Origin of the sequence: Streptosporangium sp. NPDC023615 (assembly GCF_040640155.1) — a bacterium.
Classification (GTDB): domain Bacteria; phylum Actinomycetota; class Actinomycetes; order Streptosporangiales; family Streptosporangiaceae; genus Streptosporangium.
Genome location: NZ_JBFABE010000023.1, coordinates 86,652 through 109,027 on the forward strand (window position 1 = coordinate 86,652; position 22,376 = coordinate 109,027).

The 22,376-nt window shown below is 72.3% G+C and carries 18 protein-coding genes; all 18 read right to left on the reverse strand.

Annotation, left to right across the window (positions count from 1 at the left end; translation table 11 throughout):
- Nucleotides 1-21: 21 nt before the first annotated feature.
- The 18 genes from AB0G16_RS18585 to AB0G16_RS18670 all read right to left on the reverse strand — a co-directional run bounded on the left by AB0G16_RS18585 (nt 22) and on the right by AB0G16_RS18670 (nt 21,858).
- Nucleotides 22-186 carry a hypothetical protein gene (locus AB0G16_RS18585; RefSeq protein ID WP_362806075.1) on the reverse strand — a complete coding sequence of 55 codons (165 nt, stop codon included), beginning with the start codon at nt 184-186 and terminating at the stop codon, nt 22-24.
- A gap of 385 nt (nt 187-571) precedes the next feature.
- Nucleotides 572-1,858 (reverse strand): glutamate-5-semialdehyde dehydrogenase, encoded by a 1,287-nt coding sequence (locus AB0G16_RS18590; protein ID WP_362806077.1) that lies wholly within the window; start codon nt 1,856-1,858, stop codon nt 572-574.
- A gap of 17 nt (nt 1,859-1,875) precedes the next feature.
- Nucleotides 1,876-3,000 carry a glutamate 5-kinase gene (gene proB, locus AB0G16_RS18595; protein WP_362806079.1) on the reverse strand — a complete coding sequence of 375 codons (1,125 nt, stop codon included), beginning with the start codon at nt 2,998-3,000 and terminating at the stop codon, nt 1,876-1,878.
- A gap of 115 nt (nt 3,001-3,115) precedes the next feature.
- On the reverse strand, nt 3,116-4,474 hold the full coding sequence (gene obgE, locus AB0G16_RS18600) for a GTPase ObgE (RefSeq protein ID WP_362806081.1): 1,359 nt from the start codon (nt 4,472-4,474) through the stop codon (nt 3,116-3,118).
- Nucleotides 4,475-4,577: 103 nt separating this feature from the next.
- A complete protein-coding gene (rpmA, locus tag AB0G16_RS18605; RefSeq protein ID WP_344895807.1) occupies nt 4,578-4,847 on the reverse strand; it encodes a 50S ribosomal protein L27 in 270 nt (89 codons plus the stop codon).
- Nucleotides 4,848-4,866: 19 nt separating this feature from the next.
- Nucleotides 4,867-5,169 (reverse strand): 50S ribosomal protein L21, encoded by a 303-nt coding sequence (gene rplU, locus AB0G16_RS18610; RefSeq protein WP_362806083.1) that lies wholly within the window; start codon nt 5,167-5,169, stop codon nt 4,867-4,869.
- 331 nt (nt 5,170-5,500) lie between these two features.
- Entirely contained in the window at nt 5,501-8,608 is a 3,108-nt protein-coding gene (locus AB0G16_RS18615) for an Rne/Rng family ribonuclease (RefSeq protein WP_362806085.1), read from the reverse strand.
- A gap of 97 nt (nt 8,609-8,705) precedes the next feature.
- On the reverse strand, nt 8,706-9,485 hold the full coding sequence (locus AB0G16_RS18620) for a TIGR03936 family radical SAM-associated protein (RefSeq protein ID WP_362806087.1): 780 nt from the start codon (nt 9,483-9,485) through the stop codon (nt 8,706-8,708).
- A 101-nt stretch (nt 9,486-9,586) separates the two neighbouring features.
- Complete coding sequence (locus tag AB0G16_RS18625) at nt 9,587-11,497, reverse strand: TIGR03960 family B12-binding radical SAM protein (RefSeq protein WP_362806089.1); 1,911 nt, start codon at nt 11,495-11,497, stop codon at nt 9,587-9,589.
- A gap of 210 nt (nt 11,498-11,707) precedes the next feature.
- The gene (gene rodA, locus AB0G16_RS18630) at nt 11,708-12,865 is read right to left on the reverse strand and encodes a rod shape-determining protein RodA (protein WP_362806106.1); all 1,158 of its coding nucleotides are present in this window, start codon (nt 12,863-12,865) and stop codon (nt 11,708-11,710) included.
- Between the two features lie 142 nt (nt 12,866-13,007).
- A complete protein-coding gene (gene mrdA / locus AB0G16_RS18635; RefSeq protein ID WP_362806091.1) occupies nt 13,008-15,074 on the reverse strand; it encodes a penicillin-binding protein 2 in 2,067 nt (688 codons plus the stop codon).
- Nucleotides 15,075-15,132: 58 nt separating this feature from the next.
- Nucleotides 15,133-15,660, reverse strand: coding sequence for a rod shape-determining protein MreD (gene mreD / locus AB0G16_RS18640; protein ID WP_362806092.1), 528 nt, complete (start codon nt 15,658-15,660; stop codon nt 15,133-15,135).
- A gap of 3 nt (nt 15,661-15,663) precedes the next feature.
- On the reverse strand, nt 15,664-16,584 hold the full coding sequence (gene mreC / locus AB0G16_RS18645; protein WP_362806094.1) for a rod shape-determining protein MreC: 921 nt from the start codon (nt 16,582-16,584) through the stop codon (nt 15,664-15,666).
- Nucleotides 16,584-17,615 (reverse strand): rod shape-determining protein, encoded by a 1,032-nt coding sequence (locus AB0G16_RS18650; protein ID WP_362806096.1) that lies wholly within the window; start codon nt 17,613-17,615, stop codon nt 16,584-16,586. Before AB0G16_RS18650 ends, mreC begins: the two co-directional genes overlap by 1 nt.
- A gap of 192 nt (nt 17,616-17,807) precedes the next feature.
- A complete protein-coding gene (gene ndk, locus AB0G16_RS18655; RefSeq protein WP_362806098.1) occupies nt 17,808-18,218 on the reverse strand; it encodes a nucleoside-diphosphate kinase in 411 nt (136 codons plus the stop codon).
- Between the two features lie 106 nt (nt 18,219-18,324).
- Complete coding sequence (locus AB0G16_RS18660) at nt 18,325-20,148, reverse strand: hypothetical protein (protein WP_362806100.1); 1,824 nt, start codon at nt 20,146-20,148, stop codon at nt 18,325-18,327.
- An 11-nt stretch (nt 20,149-20,159) separates the two neighbouring features.
- Nucleotides 20,160-20,498 (reverse strand): DUF4233 domain-containing protein, encoded by a 339-nt coding sequence (locus AB0G16_RS18665; RefSeq protein ID WP_362806102.1) that lies wholly within the window; start codon nt 20,496-20,498, stop codon nt 20,160-20,162.
- Between the two features lie 67 nt (nt 20,499-20,565).
- Entirely contained in the window at nt 20,566-21,858 is a 1,293-nt protein-coding gene (locus AB0G16_RS18670; RefSeq protein ID WP_362806104.1) for a folylpolyglutamate synthase/dihydrofolate synthase family protein, read from the reverse strand.
- Between the last annotated feature and the right edge of the window lie 518 nt (nt 21,859-22,376).

The window sequence follows — 22,376 nt, forward strand, 5'->3', positions numbered from 1 at the left end:
CGGCCGAGAGCGGAACGGGCCTCAGGGCTGGTCCGGCGGCCGGTGGGCCGGCGACGGGTGGGCCTCCGGTCCACGGAACGGGTCCTCCAGCAGGCTGTCGAGCTCGGCCGTGGGTTCGGCCGACAGGTCACGGCGCCTGCTCCGGCGCCAGGTGACATGACCCCGGCTCTCCAGCAACAGCAACAAGCGATCAGCACCAAAGAGGACAAAAGCTATAAATAGGAATGCCACTACGATTTCCATGAAGTCCAGTCAAACCACAAGCCATCTCGATCACGGTGAGCGACACACTATAACTCACGGTAATAAGACGAGGCCGGCTTGGCCCGGACGAGCTTCGGGACACCCCTCCCACGACAGGACCGGCCTCCCGTCGCGGAAGGCCGGTCACCCCGGGCCGCCCCGCCACCGGAACGGGCATCGGCCCACCTGCCGGGAGCGGGCGCCGTCCCGCCTCCGGTGACGGGTGTCGGCCCGCCGCCGGTGACGGGTGTCGGCCCGCCGCCGGTGACGGGTGTCGGCCCGTCGCCGGTGGCGGGAGCGCCGCACCGGTACGGGAGGTCGGCCCGCGTCAGGAGCAGGAGTCGGCCGAGGCCAGGACCGTGCCCTCCGCGGTGCGCAAGTGCCCCTCGCCGGTGTAGACCCACTTGGTCGAGGTCAGCTCCGGCAGCCCCATGGGGCCGCGCGCGTGCAGCTTCTGGGTGGAGATGCCGATCTCCGCGCCGAACCCGAACTCCCCGCCGTCGGTGAACCGGGTGGAGGCGTTGACCGCCACCGCCGCGGAGTCGACCAGGGAGACGAACCTGCGCGACGCGCCGACCGAGCGGGTCACGATCGCCTCGGTGTGCGCCGAGCCGTACGTCCTGATGTGCGCGACCGCCTCCTCCAGGGAGTCGACCACGGCCGCGGCGATGTCCAGCGAGAGGTACTCCGTGCGGAAGTCCTCCTCGGTCGCCGGCACCACGTCGCCGTAGGCCGCGATCCTGGCGTCGCCGTGCACGGTCACGCCCTCGGCGGCCAGCGCGGCCAGCGCACGCGGCACGAAGGCGTCGGCGACGGCCGCGTGCACCAGCAGCGTCTCGGCGGCGTTGCACACCGAGGGCCGCTGGACCTTGGAGTTGAGCAGGATCCGCACGGCGAGCTCGACGTCGGCGTCCGCGTCGACGTAGACGTGGCAGTTGCCCACGCCGGTCTCGATCACCGGGACCGTGGACTCCTCCACCACCGAGTTGATCAGGGAGGCGCCGCCGCGCGGGATCAGCACGTCCACCAGGCCGCGCGCCCGCATGAGCTCCTTGACCGAGTCGCGGGACGTCCCCGGGACGAGCTGGACCGCCCCGGCCGGCACCTCGGTGCCCTCCAGCGCCTCCTGCATGACCCTCACCAGCACCGTGTTCGACTCGTACGCGCTGGACGAGCCGCGCAGCAGGGTCGCGTTGCCGCTCTTCAGGCAGAGCGCCGCCGCGTCCACGGTCACGTTGGGGCGGCCCTCGTAGACGATGCCGATCACTCCGAGCGGGACCCGCACCTGGCGCAGTTCCAGCCCGTTGGGCAGGACGTTGCCCCGGATCACCTCGCCCACCGGGTCGGGCAGGTCGGCGACCTGGCGGACCGCCTCGGCGATCGAGGCGATCCTGGCCTCGTCCAGGCGGAGCCGGTCGATCATGTACGCGGAGATGCCGCTCTCACCGGCCCTGCGCACGTCGAGCGCGTTGGCCGCGACGATCTCCGCGGAGGCCGCCACCAGAGCGTCGGCCATCACCCGGAGCGCGGCGTCCTTCGGCGCCCTCGGCAGCGGGGCCAGCTCGGCGGCGGCCTCTTTGGCCGCCAGGGCCACCTTCAGGAAGTCCTCGGACATCTCGCGCTCCAAAAGAACTAGTTGTGGGTTTCCAGTATGACGATGTCGTCGCGGTGGATGAGCTCTCGTTCGTACTCCCGGCCCATGCTGGCCGCCAGCTCCCGGGTGGAGCGGCCGAGCAGCCCGGGGATCTCGGCCGCGTCGAAGTTGACCAGGCCGCGCGCGACCACCCGGCCGCGCGGCCCGCACAGGTCCACCGGGTCCCCGGCGGCGAACTCGCCCTCCACGCCGGTGACCCCGGCGGGCAGCAGCGACATGCGCCGGCCCACCACGGCCTCGACCGCGCCGGAGTCCAGGTGGAGCCGGCCCCGGCCGGTGGTGGCGTGGGCCAGCCAGAGCAGGCGGGTGCCCGGGTGGCGCCCCCCGGGGTGGAAGTAGGTGCCGACGTCGGTCCCGGCGAGGGCCTGGGCGGCGTGCGCGGCGGCGGTCAGCACCACGGGCACCCCCGCGCCGGTGGCGATCGTGGCGGCCTGCACCTTGGTGACCATGCCGCCGGTGCCGACCGCGCCGCCCTTGCCGAGCTCGACCCCGACCAGGTCGGCGGGCCCGCGCACGTCGGTGAGCCTGCGGGCTCCCGGCCGGCGGGGGTCGCCGTCGTAGAGGGCGTCCACGTCCGACAGCAGCACCAGCGCGTCGGCCCGGGTCAGGTGGGCCACCAGCGCGGCGAGCCGGTCGTTGTCGCCGAAGCGGATCTCGTCGGTGGCCACGGTGTCGTTCTCGTTGACCACCGGCACGATGCCCAGCTCCAGCAGCCGGCCCAGGGTGCGCTCGGCGTTGACGTGGTGCGAGCGGCGCATCATGTCGTCGGCCGTCAGCAGCACCTGGCCGACGCGCAGGCCGTACCGGGCGAAGGAGGAGGTGTAGCGGGCCACCAGCACGCCCTGGCCGACCGAGGCGGCGGCCTGCTGGGTCGCCAGGTCACGCGGCCGCGCCGGCAGCCCCAGCGGGCCCAGCCCGGCCGCGATCGCCCCCGAGGAGACCAGCACGATCTGGGTTCCCGACCCCCGCCGGGCGGCCAGCACGTCGACCAGGGCGTCCACCCGGTCGACGTCGATCATTCCCTGCGGGGTGGTGAGCGAGGACGAACCCACCTTCACGACCAGGCGTGCGGCCGTACGGATCCGTTCGCGCGCAGTGTCCACGACGGGCACCTTTCGAAGACGGTCACCGTCCACAACGGTCACCGGGAAGAGCGGTCACCGGGGTGAGCGGCATCTGGAAGAGCGACATCCGGGAGAGCGGCATCCGGGAGAGCGGTCATCGCCCGCCGAGCCGGTTGTCCGACCCGCGGGGCCCCTGGCGCACGGCCTCGGCGTTGAGCGTGGGCTGCCAGTCGAAGATGTACCCGTTCTCCATGGAACCGATGATCACCTCGGCCCCGGCCCTGGCGCCGGCCTTGGTGAGCTCCTCCTCCACGCCGAGCCGCTCCAGCCGGTCGGCGAGGTACCCCACGGCCTCGTCGTTGGTGAAGTCGGTCTGGCGGATCCACCGCTCCGGCTTGACCCCGGTGACCTGGAAGGTGTCGTCGTCGACCCGGCGGACGGAGAAGCCGGTGTCGCCGTGCTGCTTGGGCCTGATCACCAGGCGGGTCGGCTCGGGCACGGGGGCGGCGGCCCTGGCCGCGGCGACCATCTCGCCCATGGCGTAGGTCAGCTCCTTGAGCCCCTCGTGGGTGGCCGCGGAGATCGAGAAGACCCGCAGGCCGCGCTCGACGAGCATCGGCGTGACGATCTCGGCCAGCTCCCGGGCGTCGGGCACGTCGGACTTGTTGAGCACCGCCAGCCGCGGCCGGTCCTCCAGCTTCCCGTACGCGGCGAGCTCGGCCTCGATCACCTCGTAGTCGCTGATCGGGTCGCGCCCCGGCTCCATGGTGGCGCAGTCGATCACGTGCACCAGCGTGTTGCAGCGCTCGACGTGGCGCAGGAACTCGTGCCCCAGCCCCTTGCCCTGCGAGGCACCGGGGATCAGGCCGGGCACGTCGGCGACCGTGAAGACCGTCTCGCCGGCGGTGACGACCCCGAGGTTGGGCACCAGCGTGGTGAACGGGTAGTCGGCGATCTTGGGGCGGGCCGCGGAGAGCGCCGCGATCAGTGATGACTTGCCCGCGCTGGGGAAGCCGACCAGCGCCACGTCGGCGACGCTCTTCATCTCCAGCATCACGTCGAGCTCGTCGCCGGGCTCGCCCAGCAGCGCGAACCCGGGGGCCTTGCGCTTGGCCGAGGCCAGCGCGGCGTTGCCGAGCCCGCCGTGGCCGCCCTCGGCGATCACGTAGCGGGTGCCCACCCCGATGAGGTCGATCAGCACCTCACCGGTGCCGGCGTCCTTGACCACGGTGCCGTCCGGCACCGGGATGACGATGTCGGCGCCGTTCGCGCCGTCGCGGTTGGAGCCGCTCCCCTGCTTGCCGTTCTCGGCCTTGCGGTGCGGGCGGTGGTGGTACTCCAGGAGCGTCGCGGTGTTGGCGGCGACCTCCAGGATCACGTTGCCGCCCCGGCCGCCGTTGCCCCCGTCCGGCCCCCCCAGCGGCTTGAACTTCTCCCGATGGACAGAGGCGCAGCCGTTCCCCCCGTCACCGGCCTTGATGTGCAGGACCACCTGGTCCACAAAGTCCGGCATGCTGGTTTTTACCCCTATCTACGGCAATTCCTGCTTACAACGCGAACAGGGGCGGACCGCTGAATGCGATCCACCCCTGCCGTGAACGTCTTTCGGCGCGAATCTACTCCGCGGCCGGAACGGTGACCGGAACGATGCTCACCGCGCGGCGTCCGCGCTTGACACCGAACAGCACGTGGCCCGCGGCCAGTGCGAACAGCGTGTCGTCACTGCCACGGCCGACGTTGTCGCCGGGGTGGAAGTGGGTGCCGCGCTGACGGACGATGATCTCACCGGCGTTGACCAGCTGACCACCGAAGCGCTTCACACCGAGTCGCTGGGCGTTGGAGTCACGGCCGTTCCGAGTGGACGACGCGCCCTTCTTGTGTGCCATCTCGCAAAACTCCCGAAACTCAGGTCTGGTCGATGCCGGTGATCTTCACCTGGGTGTACCGCTGGCGGTGACCCTGGCGCTTCTTGTACCCCGACTTGTTCTTGTACTTCAGGATCCGGATCTTCGGACCCTTGGTCTCACCGAGAATCTCGGCGGCGACCGTGAACTTGCCCGCCTCGGTGGTCACGTCGCCGTCGTTGACGACGAGGACCGTCGGCAGCGAAACCGTGGAACCGACCTCGCCGGCGACCTTGTCCACCTCAAGGACGTCACCGACGGAGACCTTCTGCTGCCTGCCGCCGCAACGAACGATCGCGTACACCGCGGAACCCTTCTTTGACTGCTTGCTCGCTGGATGCTGCGCCCCGCATCCGGCTGTGGTCGTTGATGACGTACCGGGTAGGCGCGCGAACAGGGCGCGCCATGAGCGCACCGGTTCACCAGAGTACCGGATTGACGGTGTCCTGGTCGAACCGGGCGGGACGTCGGGGGTGCCGGCTCCGAGCCCCGTCCCGCGGAATCCCTGCCCGCGGCGGCCGGCCGGGTGACGCCCCCCGGGGTGGCGCGGGGCCCGTGACATGTCACGGGTTCCGCACCGCCTCGCGGGAACCACCTGGCCGGACCTCGTCGCGGCGAGATCTCCGGGACGGGACCTACTCGGCCGGCCTGGCCTTGCGGGAGCGTCTCCGCCCCCGGCCAGAAGCCTGCGCTGCCTGACCGTCCTCGTTCTGGACACCGTCAAGCGCATCGGTCACCGTATCACGGCCTGACTGGTCACCGGCCGCCACGGCGTGGTTACCGTCCTTGCCGAGTTTCTCGGACACGGCCTTCTCGACCGCCATCTTGCCCTGGGTGCCGCGCGGCTCGGGCTTGGCCTCGACCGGCTCGGCCGAGACGTGCAGGCCGCGGCCGTTGCAGCACTCGCAGACGGTGGAGAACGCCTCCAGCAGCCCCTGGCCGACCCGCTTGCGCGTCATCTGCACCAGGCCCAGCGAGGTGACCTCGGCGACCTGGTGCTTGGTACGGTCGCGCGCCAGGCACTCCAGCAGCCGCCGCAGCACCAGGTCCCGGTTGTTCTCCAGCACCATGTCGATGAAGTCGATCACGATGATGCCGCCGATGTCGCGGAGCCGGAGCTGGCGGACGATCTCCTCGGCCGCCTCCAGGTTGTTGCGGGTGACCGTCTCCTCCAGGTTGCCGCCCTGGCCGGTGAACTTGCCGGTGTTGACGTCGACCACGGTCATGGCCTCGGTCCGGTCGATCACCAGCGAGCCGCCGCTGGGGAGCCAGACCTTGCGCTCCATGGCCTTGGCGATCTGCTCGTCGATCCGGTACGCCGCGAAGACGTCGCCGCTCTCCTCCCACCGGCTGAGCCGGTCGGCCAGGTGCGGGGCGACGTAGCGGACGTACTCGTCGACGGTCTCCCAGACGTCCTCGCCGGCCACGACCAGCGAGGCGAAGTCCTCGTTGAACACGTCGCGGACCACGCGGACGGTCAGGTCCGGCTCGGAGGAGAGCAGCTCCGGCGCGCTGGCCGGCTTGGCCTTGCGCTGGATGTTCTCCCACTGCGCCGAGAGCCTGGCCACGTCGCGGGCGAGCTCCTCCTCGGAGGCGCCCTCGGCGGCCGTGCGGACGATGACGCCCGCGTTCTCGGGCATGACCTTCTTCAGGATGCTCTTGAGGCGGGTGCGCTCCTTGTCGGGGAGCTTGCGGCTGATCCCGGTCATCGAGCCGTCGGGCACGTAGACCAGGTAGCGTCCCGGCAGGCTGATCTGGCTGGTCAGCCGGGCGCCCTTGTGGCCCATGGGGTCCTTGGTGACCTGCACCAGCACCGACTGGCCCGACTTCAGCGCCACCTCGATCCGCTTGGGCTGGCCCTCCAGCCCGGCGGTGTCGAAGTTCACCTCGCCGGCGTACAGGACGGCGTTGCGGCCCTTGCCGATGTCGACGAACGCCGCCTCCATGCTCGGCAGCACGTTCTGCACCTTGCCGAGATAGACGTTGCCCACGTACGACTGGCTCGCCTCGCGGTTGACGTAGTGCTCGACGAGGACGTTGTCCTCCAGCACCGCGATCTGGGTGCGCCCGCCGGTGCGGCGGACCACCATCATGCGCTCGACGGACTCCCGGCGGGCCAGGAACTCCGACTCGGTGATGATCGGCGGGCGCCTGCGGCCGAGCTCGCGCCCCTCGCGGCGGCGCTGCTTCTTGGCCTCCAGGCGGGTGGAGCCGCGCACGCTCTGCACCTCGTCCACCGAGGTGCCGCGCCCGGCGCGGGCGGCGCGGGGGGCGCGGATGCGCACCACCGTGTTGGGCGGGTCGTCCGGCACGTCGGCGGCCTCGTCGGTGCCCCTGCGGCGCCTGCGCCGGCGCCGACGCGAGCTGCCGCTCTCGGTGTCGTCGTCGGCATCGGCGTCGGGGTCGGAGTCGGCCTCGGGGCGCTCCTCGTCGGCCTGCTCGGCCTCGGACTCCTCGCCCTCGTCGAGGTCGCGGGCCTTGCCGCGGCCCCGGCCGCCCCTGCGACGCCGGCGCCTGCGGCCTCCGGCGTCGTCGCCCTCGTCCAGGTCGTCGTCCTCGGGCTCCTCGGCGGCCTCGGCCTCGACCGGCTCGGCCTCGACCGGCGGGGCGGGCGGCTGGACCGGCGCGGGACGCACGGGGGCCTGCGTGGCGAGCTGCGGGTCGGGGGCCTGGAACAGCGGCTGGAACACCGCGGCGGGCGCCTGGAAGGTCACCGAGGGCACCTCGGAGCGCTCCTGGGACGTCAGGCCGAAGGGGTTGGCGAACAGGCCGGGCCTGGGCTCCTCGACGACCTCCTCACCGGCGGGCTCGTCGTCGAGCGGCTCGTCGGCGGGCATCTCCAGCAGCAGCGCCGCCGCGTCGGCCTCGGCGGCCGGGTCGGCGTCCTCGTCGGGGGCCACGTCCTCGCCCGTCCGCGCCGCGGCCGGCTCACCGGCCGGGGAGGCGGACTCGGGAACGACGGCCTCGGCGACGGCGGCGTCGGGGACGGCGGCATCGCGAGCGACGGGCTCGGAGACCGCGGGCTCGGCCGGGGCCTCCTGCGCGGCGGCCTTCTTGCGGGCGCGGGTGCGCCTGGCCGGGGCGGCGGGCGCCTGCTCGGCGGCCGGCGCGGCCTGCGCGGCCTGCGCGGACGAGCCGGGCACGGCGAAGGGGTCGGGCACGGCGAAGGGGTCGGAGGCCGCGAAGGGCTCGGCCACGGCCGGCGCGGGCGCCTCGGACACCCCGGACGGCGGGGACGCCGGAGACGCGGCGATCACGGGATCGACGACCCCTGCGGGCTCCGTCCCGGTCGGTTCGGCGGCCGGTTCGGCCGTCTTCCTCGCGCGGCTACGGCGCGTGGTGGTGGTCGTGCCGTCGGCGGACGCGGCGGCCCTGCGCCTGGTGGCCCGCTTGGGAGCCTCCACCGTCTCGGGTACGGCCCCGGAAGCGGCCCCGGCCGCGCTGCCGGCGGCAACCGGCTCCGAGGTCACGGGGGGCACGGGGGGCACGGGGGTGACGGGCTCGGCCGCCGTCCCGGAGCCGGTGGCCCGCGGGGAGGGCGAGGCCTGAGGCGGCTCCTCGGCGGGTGCCGTGGCACCGCCCGCCCGTGCGCCGGTGGTCTGCGCCGCGGGGGCCGGTTCCGGCTCCTCCGGCGGAGGTCCCGCGGGCCGGCTCGCGGCCCTGCGGCGGACCGGCCGCGGCTGATCTGTCGTGGTGTTCCCGCCGGGGCCGCTGGCCCCGGTCTCGGGCTCGTTCTCGAGCATGCGGACGCTCTCCCGTTCAGCTCCCGGGCACGTCTCCGCGCCGCGCGGGAGCTCTCGTCTCTCACTGTCCGCCAGGCCAGGGGCCCGGCGCCAAGTCCTATGTGTCGCCGTCGACGTGCCTGCCCACCGGTTCCGCTTCGCCGCCGCGCGTGGTGTCGCGGTCCAGGCCGAGCGGGTCGGCGGGCTCACCGGTGTGAACGTCGAGCGGGCCCTGCGCCAGCCTGGTCACCTCGGGGGGCACCGGCGGCGCGAAGTCAGCCACAAGACGCAGTCCAGTGAGAACGTCGTCGGGTCGTACGGCAGGAGTTGCGTGCCGTACAACCATGCGAAGTATGACACATGGCTGACCGGACGCCTGACCTGCTGTTGTCTCATTTCCCTCAAATACCGCGAGGCTGAGCACGGCCTCGCGGGCGTCGAAGCGTCGCATCCCCTTCTTGGTAAGGCGTTCGACCTCGACCTGATCGGCGGAGACGAATTTCTCGACCGCCGCCCCGGCCAGGGCGGGATCGGCCCCCGGCAGCCGCAGCTCCCACGCCGAGCACTCCATCCGGTCGGCCAGGCTCGTGCTCCCCGCCTCGACGACGTCGAGCACGTCGAGACCGTCGGGCAGCGAGGTGTCCAGGGCGACCCTGAGCCGCTCGGGATCGCACGCGCGCGTGACGCTGATCTCCAGGTACTCGGCCTCGCTGGCGACGCCGGTGGGGGCGGCCCCTCCCACGTAGGAGATCTTCGGATGGGGCGAGAAACCCGCGCTGAACGCCACCGGGACGTCGGCCCGCCGGACCGCTCGTTCGAGGGCCCTGGAGATGTCGCGGTGGCTGGTGAAACGCAGGCGGCCACGCTTGGCGTAGCGCACACGCAGGCGCTGCACCACGGGCGCGGGCGGCGGCCCGTCGGGAGCTGGTTTCAGGGCGGTGTCGTCCTTCCCGGATCGTGGTCGTCGTTTCGAGGGGCGGCGCTCACGCACCGCCCGTCTCAGACAACCGTGAGTGGCAGCAGCTTCTTCCCGGTGGGCCCGATCTGGATCTCGGTGCCCATCGTGGGGCAGACGCCGCAGTCGTAGCAGGGCGTCCACCGGCAGTCCTCGACCTCGACGTCGTTGACCGCGTCCTGCCAGTCCTGCCAGAGCCATTCGCGGTCGAGACCGGCGTCGAGGTGGTCCCAGGGCAGCACCTCGTTCTCACCGCGCTCACGCGTGGTGTACCAGTCGACGTCGACGCCGGCCTTCTCGGCCGCGTCCATCCAGCGCTGGTAGGAGAAGTGCTCGCTCCAGCCGTCGAACCGGCCGCCGTCCTCCCACACCGCGCGGATGACCTCGCCGACGCGGCGGTCCCCCCGCGAGAGCAGGCCCTCCACGATCGAGGGCTTGCCGTCGTGGTAGCGGATGCCGATGGCGCGGCCGAACTCGCGGTCTCCGCGCAGCGCCTCCCTCAGCGCCCGCAGCCTGCGGTCGACCGTCTCGTGGTCGGCCTGACCGGCCCACTGGAACGGCGTGTGCGGCTTGGGCACGAACCCGCCGATGGAGACCGTGCAGCGCACGTCGCGCGACCCGGTGGCCTCGCGGCCCGCCTTGATGACCTTCCTGGCCAGGTCGGCGATGCCCAGGACGTCGACGTCCTCCTCGGTCGGCAGGCCGCACATGAAGTAGAGCTTCACCTGCCGCCAGCCCTGGGTGTAGGCCGTGGTGACGGTCCGGATCAGGTCCTCCTCGGTGACCATCTTGTTGATCACCTTGCGCATCCGCTCCGAGCCGCCCTCCGGGGCGAACGTCAGGCCGGAACGGCGTCCGCCGCGGGAGAACTCGTTCGCCAGGTCGATGTTGAAGGCGTCGACCCGGGTGGAGGGCAGCGAGAGCGAGGTGTTGGTGCCCTCGTAGCGGTCCGCCAGCCCCTTGGCCACCTCGCCGATCTCGGAGTGGTCCGCCGACGACAGCGACAGCAGGCCGACCTCGTTGAACCCGGAGGCCTTCACGCCCGCCTCGACCATGTCGCCGATCGTGGTGATCGACCGCTCCCGCACCGGGCGGGTGATCATGCCGGCCTGGCAGAACCGGCACCCGCGGGTGCAGCCGCGGAAGATCTCCACGCTGAACCGCTCGTGCACGGTCTCGGCCAGCGGCACCAGCGGCTTCTTCGGGTACGGCCACTCGTCCAGGTCCATGACCGTGTGCTTGTGGATCCGCCACGGCACGCCGGGCCTGTTGGGCGCCACACGCTGGATGCGGCCGTCGGGGTGGTAGTCGACGTCGTAGAACTTGGGCACGTAGACCCCGCCGGACTCGGCCAGCCGCATCAGCAGCCCGTCCCGCCCGCCGGGCGAGCCCTCGGCCTTCCACTCCCGGATGACCTCGGTGATCGCGATGGCGATCTGCTCCCCGTCGCCCAGCACGGCGGCGTCGAGGAACTCGGCGATCGGCTCGGGGTTGAACGCCGCGTGGCCCCCGGCCAGCACGATCGGGTCGTCCTCGCCCCGGTCGGCCGCCCTCAGCGGGATGCCGGCCAGGTCCAGCGCCGTCAGCATGTTGGTGTAACCGAGCTCGGTGGAGAAGGACAGCCCGAGCACGTCGAACGCCCGCACCGGCCGGTGCGCGTCGACCGTGAACTGGGGCACGCCCTCGGAGCGCATGAGCGCCTCCAGGTCGGGCCAGACCGCGTAGGTCCGCTCAGCCAGCGTCTCCGGCAGCTCGTTGAGGATCTCGTAGAGGATCTGGACGCCCTGGTTGGGCAGCCCGACCTCGTAGGCGTCCGGATACATCAGCGCCCAGCGGACCGTGGTCTCGTCCCAGTCCTTGACGGTCGAGTTGAGCTCACCTCCGACGTACTGGATCGGCTTCTGCACTCTGGGCAGGAGCGCTTCCAGGCGGGGAAACAGCGACTCGACAGGCATGCCGTCAAGAATATCCGCCCCGGAGGGGTGCACCAGGCGTTCGGCGCCCCACCGGTACCCCACCGGCGCCCCGCGACCGGCCCGGACGCCGATCGGACCGGCGCCCGGGGCGGCCGATCCGATCCGCCGGACGTCCGATCCGCCCGACTCCTGATCCGCCGGACTCCCGCGCCGGCGGATGACCGCGCGGCCGGGCTCCCGCGCCCGCCCCTAGACCGGATGCCCGCGCCGGTGGATCGCCTGGAGCAGTCCGAAGGCGATCATGTTGGCGAAGGTGGCGGTGCCCCCGTAGGAGACGAACGGCAGGGGCAGGCCGGTGATCGGCATGATCCCGATCGTCATCCCGATGTTGATGAACGTCTGGAAGGCCAGCCAGCAGACGATCGCCCCGCCCACCAGCATGCCGAACCTGTCCTCGCACTCGCGGGCGATCCGCGCCCCGCGCAGCAGGATCACCCCCAGCAGGGCCACCACGGTGACCGACCCGAGGAAGCCGAACTCCTCCCCCGCCACCGTGAAGACGAAGTCGGTGTGCTGCTCGGGCACGAAGCGGCCGGTGGTCTGGCCGCCCCCGAACAGCCCCTTGCCGAACACCTCCCCCGACCCGATCGCGATCAGCGACTGCGTGCTGTTGTAGCCGACCCCGCGCGGGTCCGCGGACGGGTTGAGGAACGCGGTGAATCTGGCGATCTGGTAGGGCTCCAGCACGTCGAGGAACCACGCCGCGGCCCCCGCCCCGATCACCGCCAGGCCGAGCCCGGCGATCCAGCGCTTGCGCACCCCGGCCACCACGATCGTGCCGGCCGTGATCACCCCGATGACCATCGTGGTGCCCAGGTCGGGCTGGAGCATCACCAGGGCCATGGTGGAGGCGGCCACCACCAGGGAGATCACCACGTACGGGCCGCGGGGCCGCTCGGTGCCCTTGGCCCGCCGGGTCAGCAGCATGGCCAGCATCAACGCCAGGCCGAGTTTGGCGAACTCCGACGGCTGGAACGCGAACCCGCCACCGAGCATGATCCACGAGTGGGCGCCGTTCACGGTGCTGCCGAGGGGGGTGAGCACCAGGCACAACCCGACCAGCGTCACCCCGTACACCAGTGGCGCGAAGGCCCGCAGCGCCCGGTGGTCCACCATCGCGGTCACGGCGGCCAGCACCGCACCGATGACGAGGTTGAGGACGTGCTTCTTGACCAGGCCGGTGGAGCCGGCCGCCCACGTCCTGGTCGACGACCAGACCAGCATCGTGCCGATCACCGCCAGCGCGGCGACGGCCACCAGCATCAGCCCGTCCGTCCGCCTCAGCGCGGAGGCCGCCGCCACCGTCCTCCCCGCCAGGGACGCCCTCGCCGGCGCCCCCCTGGCCACCGGCGCGACCGCGGCCCGTCCGGCCCGGCTCACCCCGTCCCCCCGTCGGACGTCGCCCCGCCGGACGTGGCCCCGGCGGACATCACCCCGTCGGACGTCCCTCCGGCGGACGTCGCCCCGCCGGACGTCCCTCCGGCGGACGTCACCGCGCCACCGTCCCGTCCCGCGCGATCACCGGGAGCGAGCTCGCCGGACGCCCGCCCGCCAGGATCGGAGGGCCGGCCCTCGTACCGTCCGGCGCGAACCCGTAGATGCCCTCGTAGATCTTCCGTACCGCCGGAGCCGCGGTCTGACCGCCCATGCCTCCCTGCGACACCATGGCGACGATCACGAACCGGGGCTTGTCCGTCGGGGCGAACGAGGCGAACCATGACGTGTCGGCCTTGCCGTAGACCTCGGCGGTGCCGGTCTTGCCGCCGACCTTGACCTTGTCCATGGGGAATCCCGAGAAGGCCCCGGCCGCGGTGCCGTCGGAGGCGACCTCGCTCAGCGCCCCCTTGATGTAGGCCCGCTCCTTCGGCGAGAGCGGCAGCCTGCCCGTCACCGGCACCTTGATCTCCTTGACCTTGGTGCCGTCGGGACGCACCAGCGCCCAGCCCACCCGCGGGCTGCGCAGCCTGCCGTCACCGACCAGCGCCGCGTAGGCCGCCGCCAGCTGCAGCGGCGTCACCAGCACGTCACCCTGCCCGATGGAGAAGTTCGCCGCGTCCCCGGGGCGTAGCTGGAACCCCTCCAGGCAGTTCTCGTACGCCAGCCGCTTGAGGAACGCCGCCCTGCTGGGGCTCTTCCTGGCCACCTCCGGATAACCGGTCCTGGCCCGCTTGCAGTTGGTCTCCTTGGTCGCCGCCCACATGGTCTTCTTCCAGGCCCGGTCGGGGATCCTCCCCGGCGACTCCCCCGGCAGGTCGATGCCGGTGGGGCGGCCGAACCCGTAGGCGCGTGCCATGGTGGCCATCGGCTCCTTGGTCCGCCCCTTGGGATTGAGGCCGCCGTCGCGCAGCCACTGCTCGTAGGCCGCCCGGTAGAAGATCGTGTCGCAGGACTTCACCAGCGCCATGTGCAGGGTGAGCGACCCCAGGGGGATGCCCCGGAAGTTGTTGAACGGCCGGTCGCCCACCATGAAGGATCCGGGGCAGTCGTAGCGGCCGTGCAGCGGGTAGCCGTCCTTGAGCATCGCCGCCACCGACGACACCTTGAACGTCGAGCCGGGCGCGAACTCGCCCTTGATGGCCCGCGACACCAGTGGTTTCCCCGCCTTGCCCGACAGCAGCCGCTGGTACTCGCCCTCGGAGATGCCCCCGGTCCAGACCGCCGGGTCGTACGTCGGCGCGCTCGCCAGCGCGACCACCCGGCTCGTCCTGGCGTCCAGGACCACCGCCGCCGCGCCGTCGGCCTTGGGCGCCCCCTTCATCGCCTCGGCCAGCGCCTTCTCCGCCACCGCCTGCACCCGGGCGTCGATGCTGGTGATCAGCGTGTCCCCCGGCACCGGCGGCACGTTCCGCTCCACCCCCATGACCTTGCCGAGCCGGTCGACCTGCATCCGCCGCGTCCCCGGCGTCCCCCGCAAAGGCACGTCGTAGACCGACTCCAGCCCGTCCCTGCCCACCAGGTCCACCCCGGAGAACGCGGGCCTGCGCCCGCCGTGACGGTCCATCTCCTCCTGCGTGATCGGCTGCAGGTAGCCCAGCGCCTGCGCGCCCGCGCCCTTGCGCGGGTACTGCCGCACGGCCTGTACCTCGGCGGTGACCCCGGGGAACATCTCCTGCCGCTCCAGGATCTGCAGGGCCTCGCGGGTGGTGACGTCGGCGTCGATCGGGATCGGCTGGAAGGGGGAACCGGGCCAGCACGGCCGGGCCACCCCGGGACCGCACGCCCTGATCCGCTCGCGCAGATCGTCGGGGCGGCGGCCGAGCACGGCGCCCAGCCTGCGGAGCACCTCCCGGCCGTCGCCGTCCATCCGGTTCAACCGGGTCCTGTCGACCGAGACCACCAGCGTGGTCCGGTTGCGCACCAGCGGACGGCCCGACGCGTCGAGGATCTGCCCCCGCACCGCGGGGACCACCACGTCACGCGTGCGCGTCTCGGTCGCGGCCACCACGTAGCGCGCCCCGTGCACCACCTGCACCTGCCAGAGCCGCACCGCGAGCACCGCCAGCATCGACGCCACCAGCACCTGCACCACGACCAGCCGCCCCCGCATCAACCCCATGACCGCCCCTTCCCACCCGCCTCACCCGACGCCCCGTCGCCCGCCCGTCCGGCGGTGCTCACGCCCGGCCCCGCAGCACGTACCCGCGCAGGTGGAGCGGTTGAGGCTCCGGCCCGCGGACCAGCCTGCGCACCGCCCACACCACGGGCGGGGCGGCGAACAGGTTGTAGACCACCGCCGGCGGCAACGCCGTCATGATCACGGACGGGTCGCTCCTGGGATCCCCCACCAGGGCACCCGTCGCCATGGCGATCATCGGCCCGGCCGCCGCGCAGGCCAGCGCCACGAGCGGCTCGGCGCCCGGCCGGCCCCGCGCCGCCCGCCCCGCGACGAAGCCGACGACGCAGAACACCAGCGCGTTGTGCCCGAACAGATGCGCCACCGGAGGCAGGACGTCACTCAGCAGCCCCGTGGCGAACCCCGCCACGGCGCCCGGCAGGGCACCGCGGGCCAGCGCGTACCCCACCACGGCGAGCAGTACCAGATCCGGCGCGGCCTGCCCGGGCAGCGGGAGCCTGTTGACCACGGTCACCTGGGCAACCATGGTCACCACGACCAGCACCGCGAACGCCACCGTGCGGCCCATCGCTCACAACCCCTCTCGCCGTACGCGGCGGGCGTCGGCGGTGCGCGGCCCCGAGGGCGGCGACGGGGGGAGAACCGCGTCGCGCGGTGCCCGCTCGGGCGCCCGCACCACCACGCCGACCACGTCCAGGGCGGTGAGGTCGGCGTACGGCCGCGCGTACGCGATGCGGGTCAGCTCCCCCGGCGTGGCCTCCACCCGCTCGATCACCCCGATCGGCACCCCCGCCACGTACGGCACGCCCCGATGGGAGCCGAAGCTCACGATCCGGTGCCCGACGGTGATCGGCGCGGTCGAGTCCAGCAGCCGGAACCGGACCAGCCGGCCGCTCTCCCCGACGCCGTGCACCACCCCGATCTCGTTGCTGCCCTCCAGGCGTGCCCCCGCCGCCGAGGCGGCGTCGCTCAGCAGGACCACGGTGGAGGTGGACGGGCCGGTCCGGACGACCCTGCCGACCAGGCCGTCGGCGTTCAGCACGGTCATCTCCGTACGGACCCCGTCGCCGCGTCCCACGTCGAGCTCGACCGCCTCCTCGAAGCCGGGCGCCCCCCGCCGCGCGATCACCTGGGCGGTCAGGACCCGGTAGCCGCCGGTCCCGGCGACGCCGAGCAGCCTGCGCAGCTCCTCCGAGCGCCCCCGGTCCAGGCTCTGGGCCATCAGGTCACGCTTGAGCCTGCGGTTCTCCGCCTTCAGCTCCTCGATCCGGTCACGCGCCGAGAAGGCGCCGGTCATAGCCTCGAAGAAACCTCCGACCGGCCTCACGACCCCCGCCCCGGCCCTCTCCGCGACGCCGAACACCGTCGTACCGGCCCCTCGGAACGGCCCGAACGGCGACCGGTCCCCCGAACGGTGGTCGACGGTCACGAGCACGAGCGCGGCGGCCAGCAGCAGCCCCAGGTTGATCCGTGCCCGGCGCGTGTCCTTCATCAGTGCCGCGGCTCGGGGACCAGGACCTGCTGGAGGGCGTCGAAGTCCTCCACACACTTGCCGGACCCCAGCGCCACGGAGTCGAGGGCGTTGTCCACCAGGTGGATCGGCATGCCGGTCTCGGCCTTGAGCCGCTCGTCCATGCCCTTCAGGAGCGCCCCGCCGCCGGTGAGGGCGATCCCGCGGTCCATGAGATCACCCGACAGCTCCGGGGGGCACTTGTCGAGCGTCGTCTTGACCGCGTCGACGATCGCGTTCAGCGGTTCCTCGATGGCCTTGCGGATCTCGGCGGCCGAGACCACGATCGTCTTCGGCAGGCCGCTGACCAGGTCGCGTCCCCGGATCTCGGCGTGGCTCTCCTCGGGCAGCATGCAGGCGGAGCCGATGGCCATCTTGATCTCCTCGGAGGTCCGCTCGCCCAGCATGAGCGAGTGCTCCTTCTTCGCGAAGGCGATGATCGCGTGATCGAGCTCGTCACCGCCCACCCTGATCGACTGGCTGGTCACCACGCCGCCCATCGAGATGATCGCCACCTCGGTGGTGCCGCCGCCTATGTCGACCACCATGTTCCCGGTGGGCTCGTGCACCGGCAGCCCCGCGCCGATCGCGGCGGCCATGGGCTCCTCGACGATGTACACCCGGCGCGCGCCCGCCTGGTACCCGGCCTCCTTGACCGCCCGCTGCTCGACGCCGGTGATCCCGCTCGGCACGGCGATGATGATGCGCGGCTTGGCGAAGTGGCGGCGCTTGTGCACCCGCTGGATGAAGTAGCGGAGCATCCGCTCGGTGACGTCGAAGTCGGCGATGACACCGTCCTTGAGCGGCCGGATGGCGACGATGTTGCCGGGAGTACGGCCGATCATCCGCTTGGCCTCGATGCCGACGGCCACGATCTTCCCGGTCGTGGTGTTGATCGCCACGACCGACGGCTCGTTGAGCACGATCCCACGGCCCCGCACGTAGACGAGGGTGTTCGCTGTGCCGAGGTCGACCGCCATGTCACGGCCCAGGAAAGCAAGATTGCTGCCCATGAGGAAGGCTGGCCTCCTTCCGTCAGGTGGTCGGCGAAAAACTACGGAACGCACTCGAATCGTAACGTGATGTACCCACCCTTGAGCGCAATGAGCCGGCCTGCCCCGGCAAAATTCTTGAGCTCGCCAAACGCGGCGGGCCCCGCCGTCCACAAGGACGGCGGGGCCCGGAGGTCACGCGGGGGCGGACGCTCAGAAGCGGTCCGGGAAGAAGATCTTGATCTCCCTGGCGGCGGACTCGGGGGAGTCGGAGCCGTGGACGACGTTCTCCCCGATCTCCAGGGCGTGGTCACCACGGATCGTGCCGGGAGGGGACTTGACCGGGTCGGTCATGCCGGCCAGGGAGCGGAACGCCTCGATGGCGCGCGGCCCCTCGAGCACCAGCGCCACCAGCGGGCCGGAGGTGATGAACTCCACCAGCTCGCTGAAGAACGGCCGCTCGGAGTGCTCGGCGTAGTGCGCCTTGGCCGTCTCGACGTCCAGGGTGCGCAGCTCCATCGCCACGACCTTCAGGCCCTTGCGCTCGACACGGGCGATCACGTCGCCGATGAGGCCGCGCGCCACACCGTCGGGCTTGATCAGGACTAGGGTGCGCTCGGACACTGACGTTCTCCTTTGAACATGCGTGGGTCGCCGACTGCGATGAACGCGCGAAGTTTACCGTCCCCGGCGTGTTTCCCCGCGATCGGCTTCACCCCGGCCGGCGGGATCAACGCAGGGTCTGGCCGTTGCCGGGGCCGTCCTCCGGCGAGGGCGCCGGCGGCGGCACCACGACCGGCGGCGTGGCGACCCTCTCGGGGTCCGGCTCCCGCCCGGGATCCCCCTCCGCCTCCCGTCCGGGATCGCGGGCGGGGTCACGCGCGGGGTCACGGGAGGGATCGCGATCCGGCTCGTGCCGGGGCCTGGCCCTGCCGCTCCCGTCGGCTCCCGCCCCGCCCCCGGCGGCGGCCATCGCCCCGGAGGACATCGCCCCCGAAGCCGTGCCGACCGGGCCGGACGCCATGGCACCCGGCCATCCACCGCCCATCGGGTCGGCCTCCCCGGCGGGAGAGGGCACCAGGCCCGCCGTCGGCCCGGTCGGGGACGCCACGCCCGTGGCGGCGCTCCCCGGCGGATCCGTCGGCGCTCCGGGCCGCAACCGGCCCAGCACCGCACCGAGCACGATCACCGCGAGCACCAGGCCGCCTCCGATCAGCGCCCACAGATGCAGGGCGTCCACGAACCCGTCGACCAGTGCCTGCGGGGTGCTGGTCTCCTTCAGGACCGGTTCGAGGCGGGTCACCTGGACCCCGCTGCCCAGCAGGAAGCCCGCGAGCACCGCGGGGAAGAACAGCGAGAGCGCCGACAGCGCGGCCCCCTCGTCACAGCAGCGCAGCGCGGCGGTGAGCGCCACCGAGGCGCCGACCGCGAGCAGCACGAAGGGGAGGATCAGCGAGAACCCCGCCGAGGCGGGAAGGAAGAGCCGCACCGCGCACAGGCCCGCCACCAGCACCCCGAGCCCGCCCGCGGTGAGCACGGGCATCGCCGGGTCGCCGGACCGGTTCACCAGCGCGGCGGACACGAGACCCGCCGCCGCCGCGATCGCGAACGCCGGCCAGAGCCCGGACAGCCCGGGACCGCCCAGCCCGCCGAGCTCGACGTAGGTGGTCTGGGCCGCGGTCGGCAGGAGCACCACACCCACCGCGATCATCGCGTACGCCGGAGCGCGTTGCACCGCCCCCTTGGAGGCCCCCCACGAGGCCAGGGCCAGCAGCGACAGGACGGAGCCCAGGGCCGCCAGGACCACCAGGCCGGCCGGCCAGTCGAACGTGCTGCCCACCGCCAGGGCCGCGACGCCCGCGGCGGGCGCCATCGTCCACAGCGTCCGCCCGCTCCCGGCGAGGACGGGCTCGGGCACGGCGCCCTCGCCCTCCCTCAGCCAGAGCACGAGGTAGAGGGCGGCCAGCGCGAGCGCGGCCCCGGTGAGCAGCGGGTACGGCTGGAGCGTGACACGCCAGGAGTCGACCTGGTCCAGCGGCCAGAGCGCGAGCGCCTGGGCGGCGAGCAGGGCCGCCGCCAGCGAGGCCCCCCACACGGCCCTCAGGAGCGGCGAGCGCCCCCAGACGGCCATCAGCGTGGCCGGGACCAGCAGACCCGCTCCCACGCCGTGCAGGACCCGCAGGGCCCCCACCGGCACGGGTGAGCCCGCGTACCCGCCGGCGGCGTCGGCGAAGGCCAGCAGTGCCAGCCCGGCGACCACCATCGGGGCCGCCCTCATCCGGCGCAGGACCACCACGGCGACCGGAACGGTCAGGACCATCGCGGGCAACGCCAGCCCGTGCGCACGGATCATCGCTATCTGCGAGACGTCCGGGGGCAGCAGGGCCGCGACCACCGAGATGGTGTTGGGAATGGCGACGATCGCCAGCGGCAGCGTCATCGCGACGAGCAGCCCGAGCACGACGTCGAGCATCGGGGAGACACGGAGCGCGCGCACCAGGCCCGCGGGCCCGGCTGCCACCGCCCGCGTCGGCTGGATGGGAGGGACGGCCATGTTGGCCGACTTTAGCGAGAAGTCACGCCCTCGACACGGCGAGCGACGAATATCGCCGTGATCCACAACGCGGCGAAGATCGCTCCGAGGACGAACATGGTCGGCACCATCAGCCCCGAGGCGATGGCGAGCACCTGGATCGCGCTGCCCATCACGTACGCGAAAGGCCGCTTGAGCAGGCCGATGACCACGACGCACAGGAACGCCAGGCCGAGGCCGACGGTCGCCGCCACGGCCGGTTCGACCCCCTGGACGTTGATCGCCACCGGCGTGAGCAACCCGACGACTATCGCCTCCATGCCGAGCACGCTGGCGCACAGACGCCGCATGCCCGGAGTGACCGTGATCATTTCTCGCTCCCGCCTGGCCGCACCGGCGGCAGGGCGCCTGCCGGTTCCCGGGCCGTCCCGTTCCCGGTCATCCGGACTCCTCCACCTTGAGCAGGACCCGGGCGTCGCCGGCGGTGACCACGGACCCGGTGATCAGCACCCCGGCCCCGCTGAACTCCCCCAGGGCGTCGGCGATGCCGATCGCCCGGTCGATCGCGTTGTCCAGCCGCTCGACCTGGTACACCCGGTCGAGGCCGAAGATGTCCTCGGCCAGGGCGGCGAGGTCGTCGACGTCCATGGACCTGGGTGAGGAGTTCCGGGTGACGACGATCTCGTCCATCATCGGTTCCAGCAGCTCCAGCATGCCCTGGACGTCCTTGTCCTCGAACACCGCCACCACGCCGACGAGCTTCTCGAAGCCGAAAGCCTCCTGCACCGCGTCCAGGGACGCCTGCATGCCCGCCGGATTGTGCGCGGCGTCGACGATCACCGTGGGCCCCCGGCGCACCACCTCCAGCCTGCCCGGAGAACGCACCCCCAGGAACGCCTGCCGTACCAGCTCGGCGTCGAGGGGCTCGTCACCACCGGTGAGCGCCTCGGCCGCGGCCAGCGCGCAGGCGGCGTTGCCGGCCTGGTGGGCTCCGTACAGGGGGAGCAGGACGTCGTCGTAGGTCCCCTTGAGCCCCTTCAGGCGGAGCAGCTGCCCCCCGATGGCGAGTTCACGGCTCAGCACGCCGAACTCCAGCCCCTCACGGGCCACGGTGGCTCCGACCTCGGCCACCTGCCGCATGAGCACCTCGGCCGCGGGCAGCCTCTGCTGGGCGAGCACCGCGACCGCGCCGGGCTTGATGATGCCGGCCTTCTCCCCCGCGATCGTCCCGACATCGGGCCCCAGGTAGTCGACGTGGTCGAGGGAGATGGGCGTGATGACCGCCACGGCGCCGTCGGCGACGTTGGTGGCGTCGGTGATGCCACCCATCCCGGTCTCGATGACCGCGACGTCCACCGGGGCGTCCGCGAAGGCTGCGAACGCCATCGCGGTGAGGGTCTCGAAGAAGGAGAGCCGCCTGCCCCGGGCGTCGACCATCTCGAGGTAGGGCGCGATGTCCGCGTAGATCTCGACGAAGCGTTCCTCGCTGAGCGGGACGCCGTCAACGCTGATGCGCTCTCGCATGGAGACGAGATGAGGGCTGGTGAAACGGCCGACGCGCAGGTTGCGCTCACGCAGGAGCGCCTCGATCATGCGGGTCGTGGTCGACTTGCCGTTCGTGCCCGCCACGTGCACCACGGGGTAGGAGTGCTGTGGGGAGCCGAGCAGGTCCACGAGCGCGGCGATCCTGTCGAGGCTGGGCTCGAAGTTCCATTCCACACCACGCTGCATGATCGCTTGTTCAACGGCTCGGTAATCCACGACTCCAGCCTACTGACCTTTCCTTCGCCTCCCGGACCGGCCCGCGGGGCGGAGAACGCCGGTCACGCGGCACACGCCGGGTGGTCCGGTCACCCGGGCATGCGGGGCCGCCCCGGCGTGCATCGGTGTTTCCGGGCATGTCGTATCCGGCTCGGTCAGGTCGCGTCAGACCTGAGGAGGGGAACCGGATGGGTGACGGGCGCCCGGACGGCCTGCCCATGGAGCGGGGACGCCCGGCTCCGATGGCCGCACGCGGTCAGTTCGTTCCACCGGGAAGGTCGTCAGCGGCGGCTTGAAGGAGAACGGGGAGAGTCGGCACCGGGCTCCGATCCCCTTGGCCGGGGACGCGGACGGGTGTGATCTGGAACAGCCGGCACCCGAAACCGGTATCTGTCCCGGAAACACGAAAGGCCCCCACCGACGGTGGGGGCCCTTCACGAAAGATTGTCCGGCGGCGACCTACTCTCCCACACCGTCCCCGGTGCAGT

Excerpts from the sequence above, each read along its gene's own strand:
- AB0G16_RS18615 (WP_362806085.1), bottom strand. The coding sequence starts at position 8,608 with ATGCTCGAGAACGAGCCCGAGACCGGGGCCAGCGGCCCCGGCGGGAAC.
- AB0G16_RS18625 (WP_362806089.1), bottom strand. The coding sequence starts at position 11,497 with ATGCCTGTCGAGTCGCTGTTTCCCCGCCTGGAAGCGCTCCTGCCCAGA.
- mrdA (WP_362806091.1), bottom strand. The coding sequence starts at position 15,074 with ATGGGGTTGATGCGGGGGCGGCTGGTCGTGGTGCAGGTGCTGGTGGCG.
- obgE (WP_362806081.1), bottom strand. The coding sequence starts at position 4,474 with ATGCCGGACTTTGTGGACCAGGTGGTCCTGCACATCAAGGCCGGTGAC.
- AB0G16_RS18660 (WP_362806100.1), bottom strand. The coding sequence starts at position 20,148 with ATGGCCGTCCCTCCCATCCAGCCGACGCGGGCGGTGGCAGCCGGGCCC.
- rpmA (WP_344895807.1), bottom strand. The coding sequence starts at position 4,847 with ATGGCACACAAGAAGGGCGCGTCGTCCACTCGGAACGGCCGTGACTCC.
- AB0G16_RS18590 (WP_362806077.1), bottom strand. The coding sequence starts at position 1,858 with ATGTCCGAGGACTTCCTGAAGGTGGCCCTGGCGGCCAAAGAGGCCGCC.
- mreD (WP_362806092.1), bottom strand. The coding sequence starts at position 15,660 with ATGGGCCGCACGGTGGCGTTCGCGGTGCTGGTCGTGGTGACCATGGTT.
- mreC (WP_362806094.1), bottom strand. The coding sequence starts at position 16,584 with ATGAAGGACACGCGCCGGGCACGGATCAACCTGGGGCTGCTGCTGGCC.
- AB0G16_RS18665 (WP_362806102.1), bottom strand. The coding sequence starts at position 20,498 with ATGATCACGGTCACTCCGGGCATGCGGCGTCTGTGCGCCAGCGTGCTC.
- AB0G16_RS18650 (WP_362806096.1), bottom strand. The coding sequence starts at position 17,615 with ATGGGCAGCAATCTTGCTTTCCTGGGCCGTGACATGGCGGTCGACCTC.
- AB0G16_RS18670 (WP_362806104.1), bottom strand. The coding sequence starts at position 21,858 with ATGCAGCGTGGTGTGGAATGGAACTTCGAGCCCAGCCTCGACAGGATC.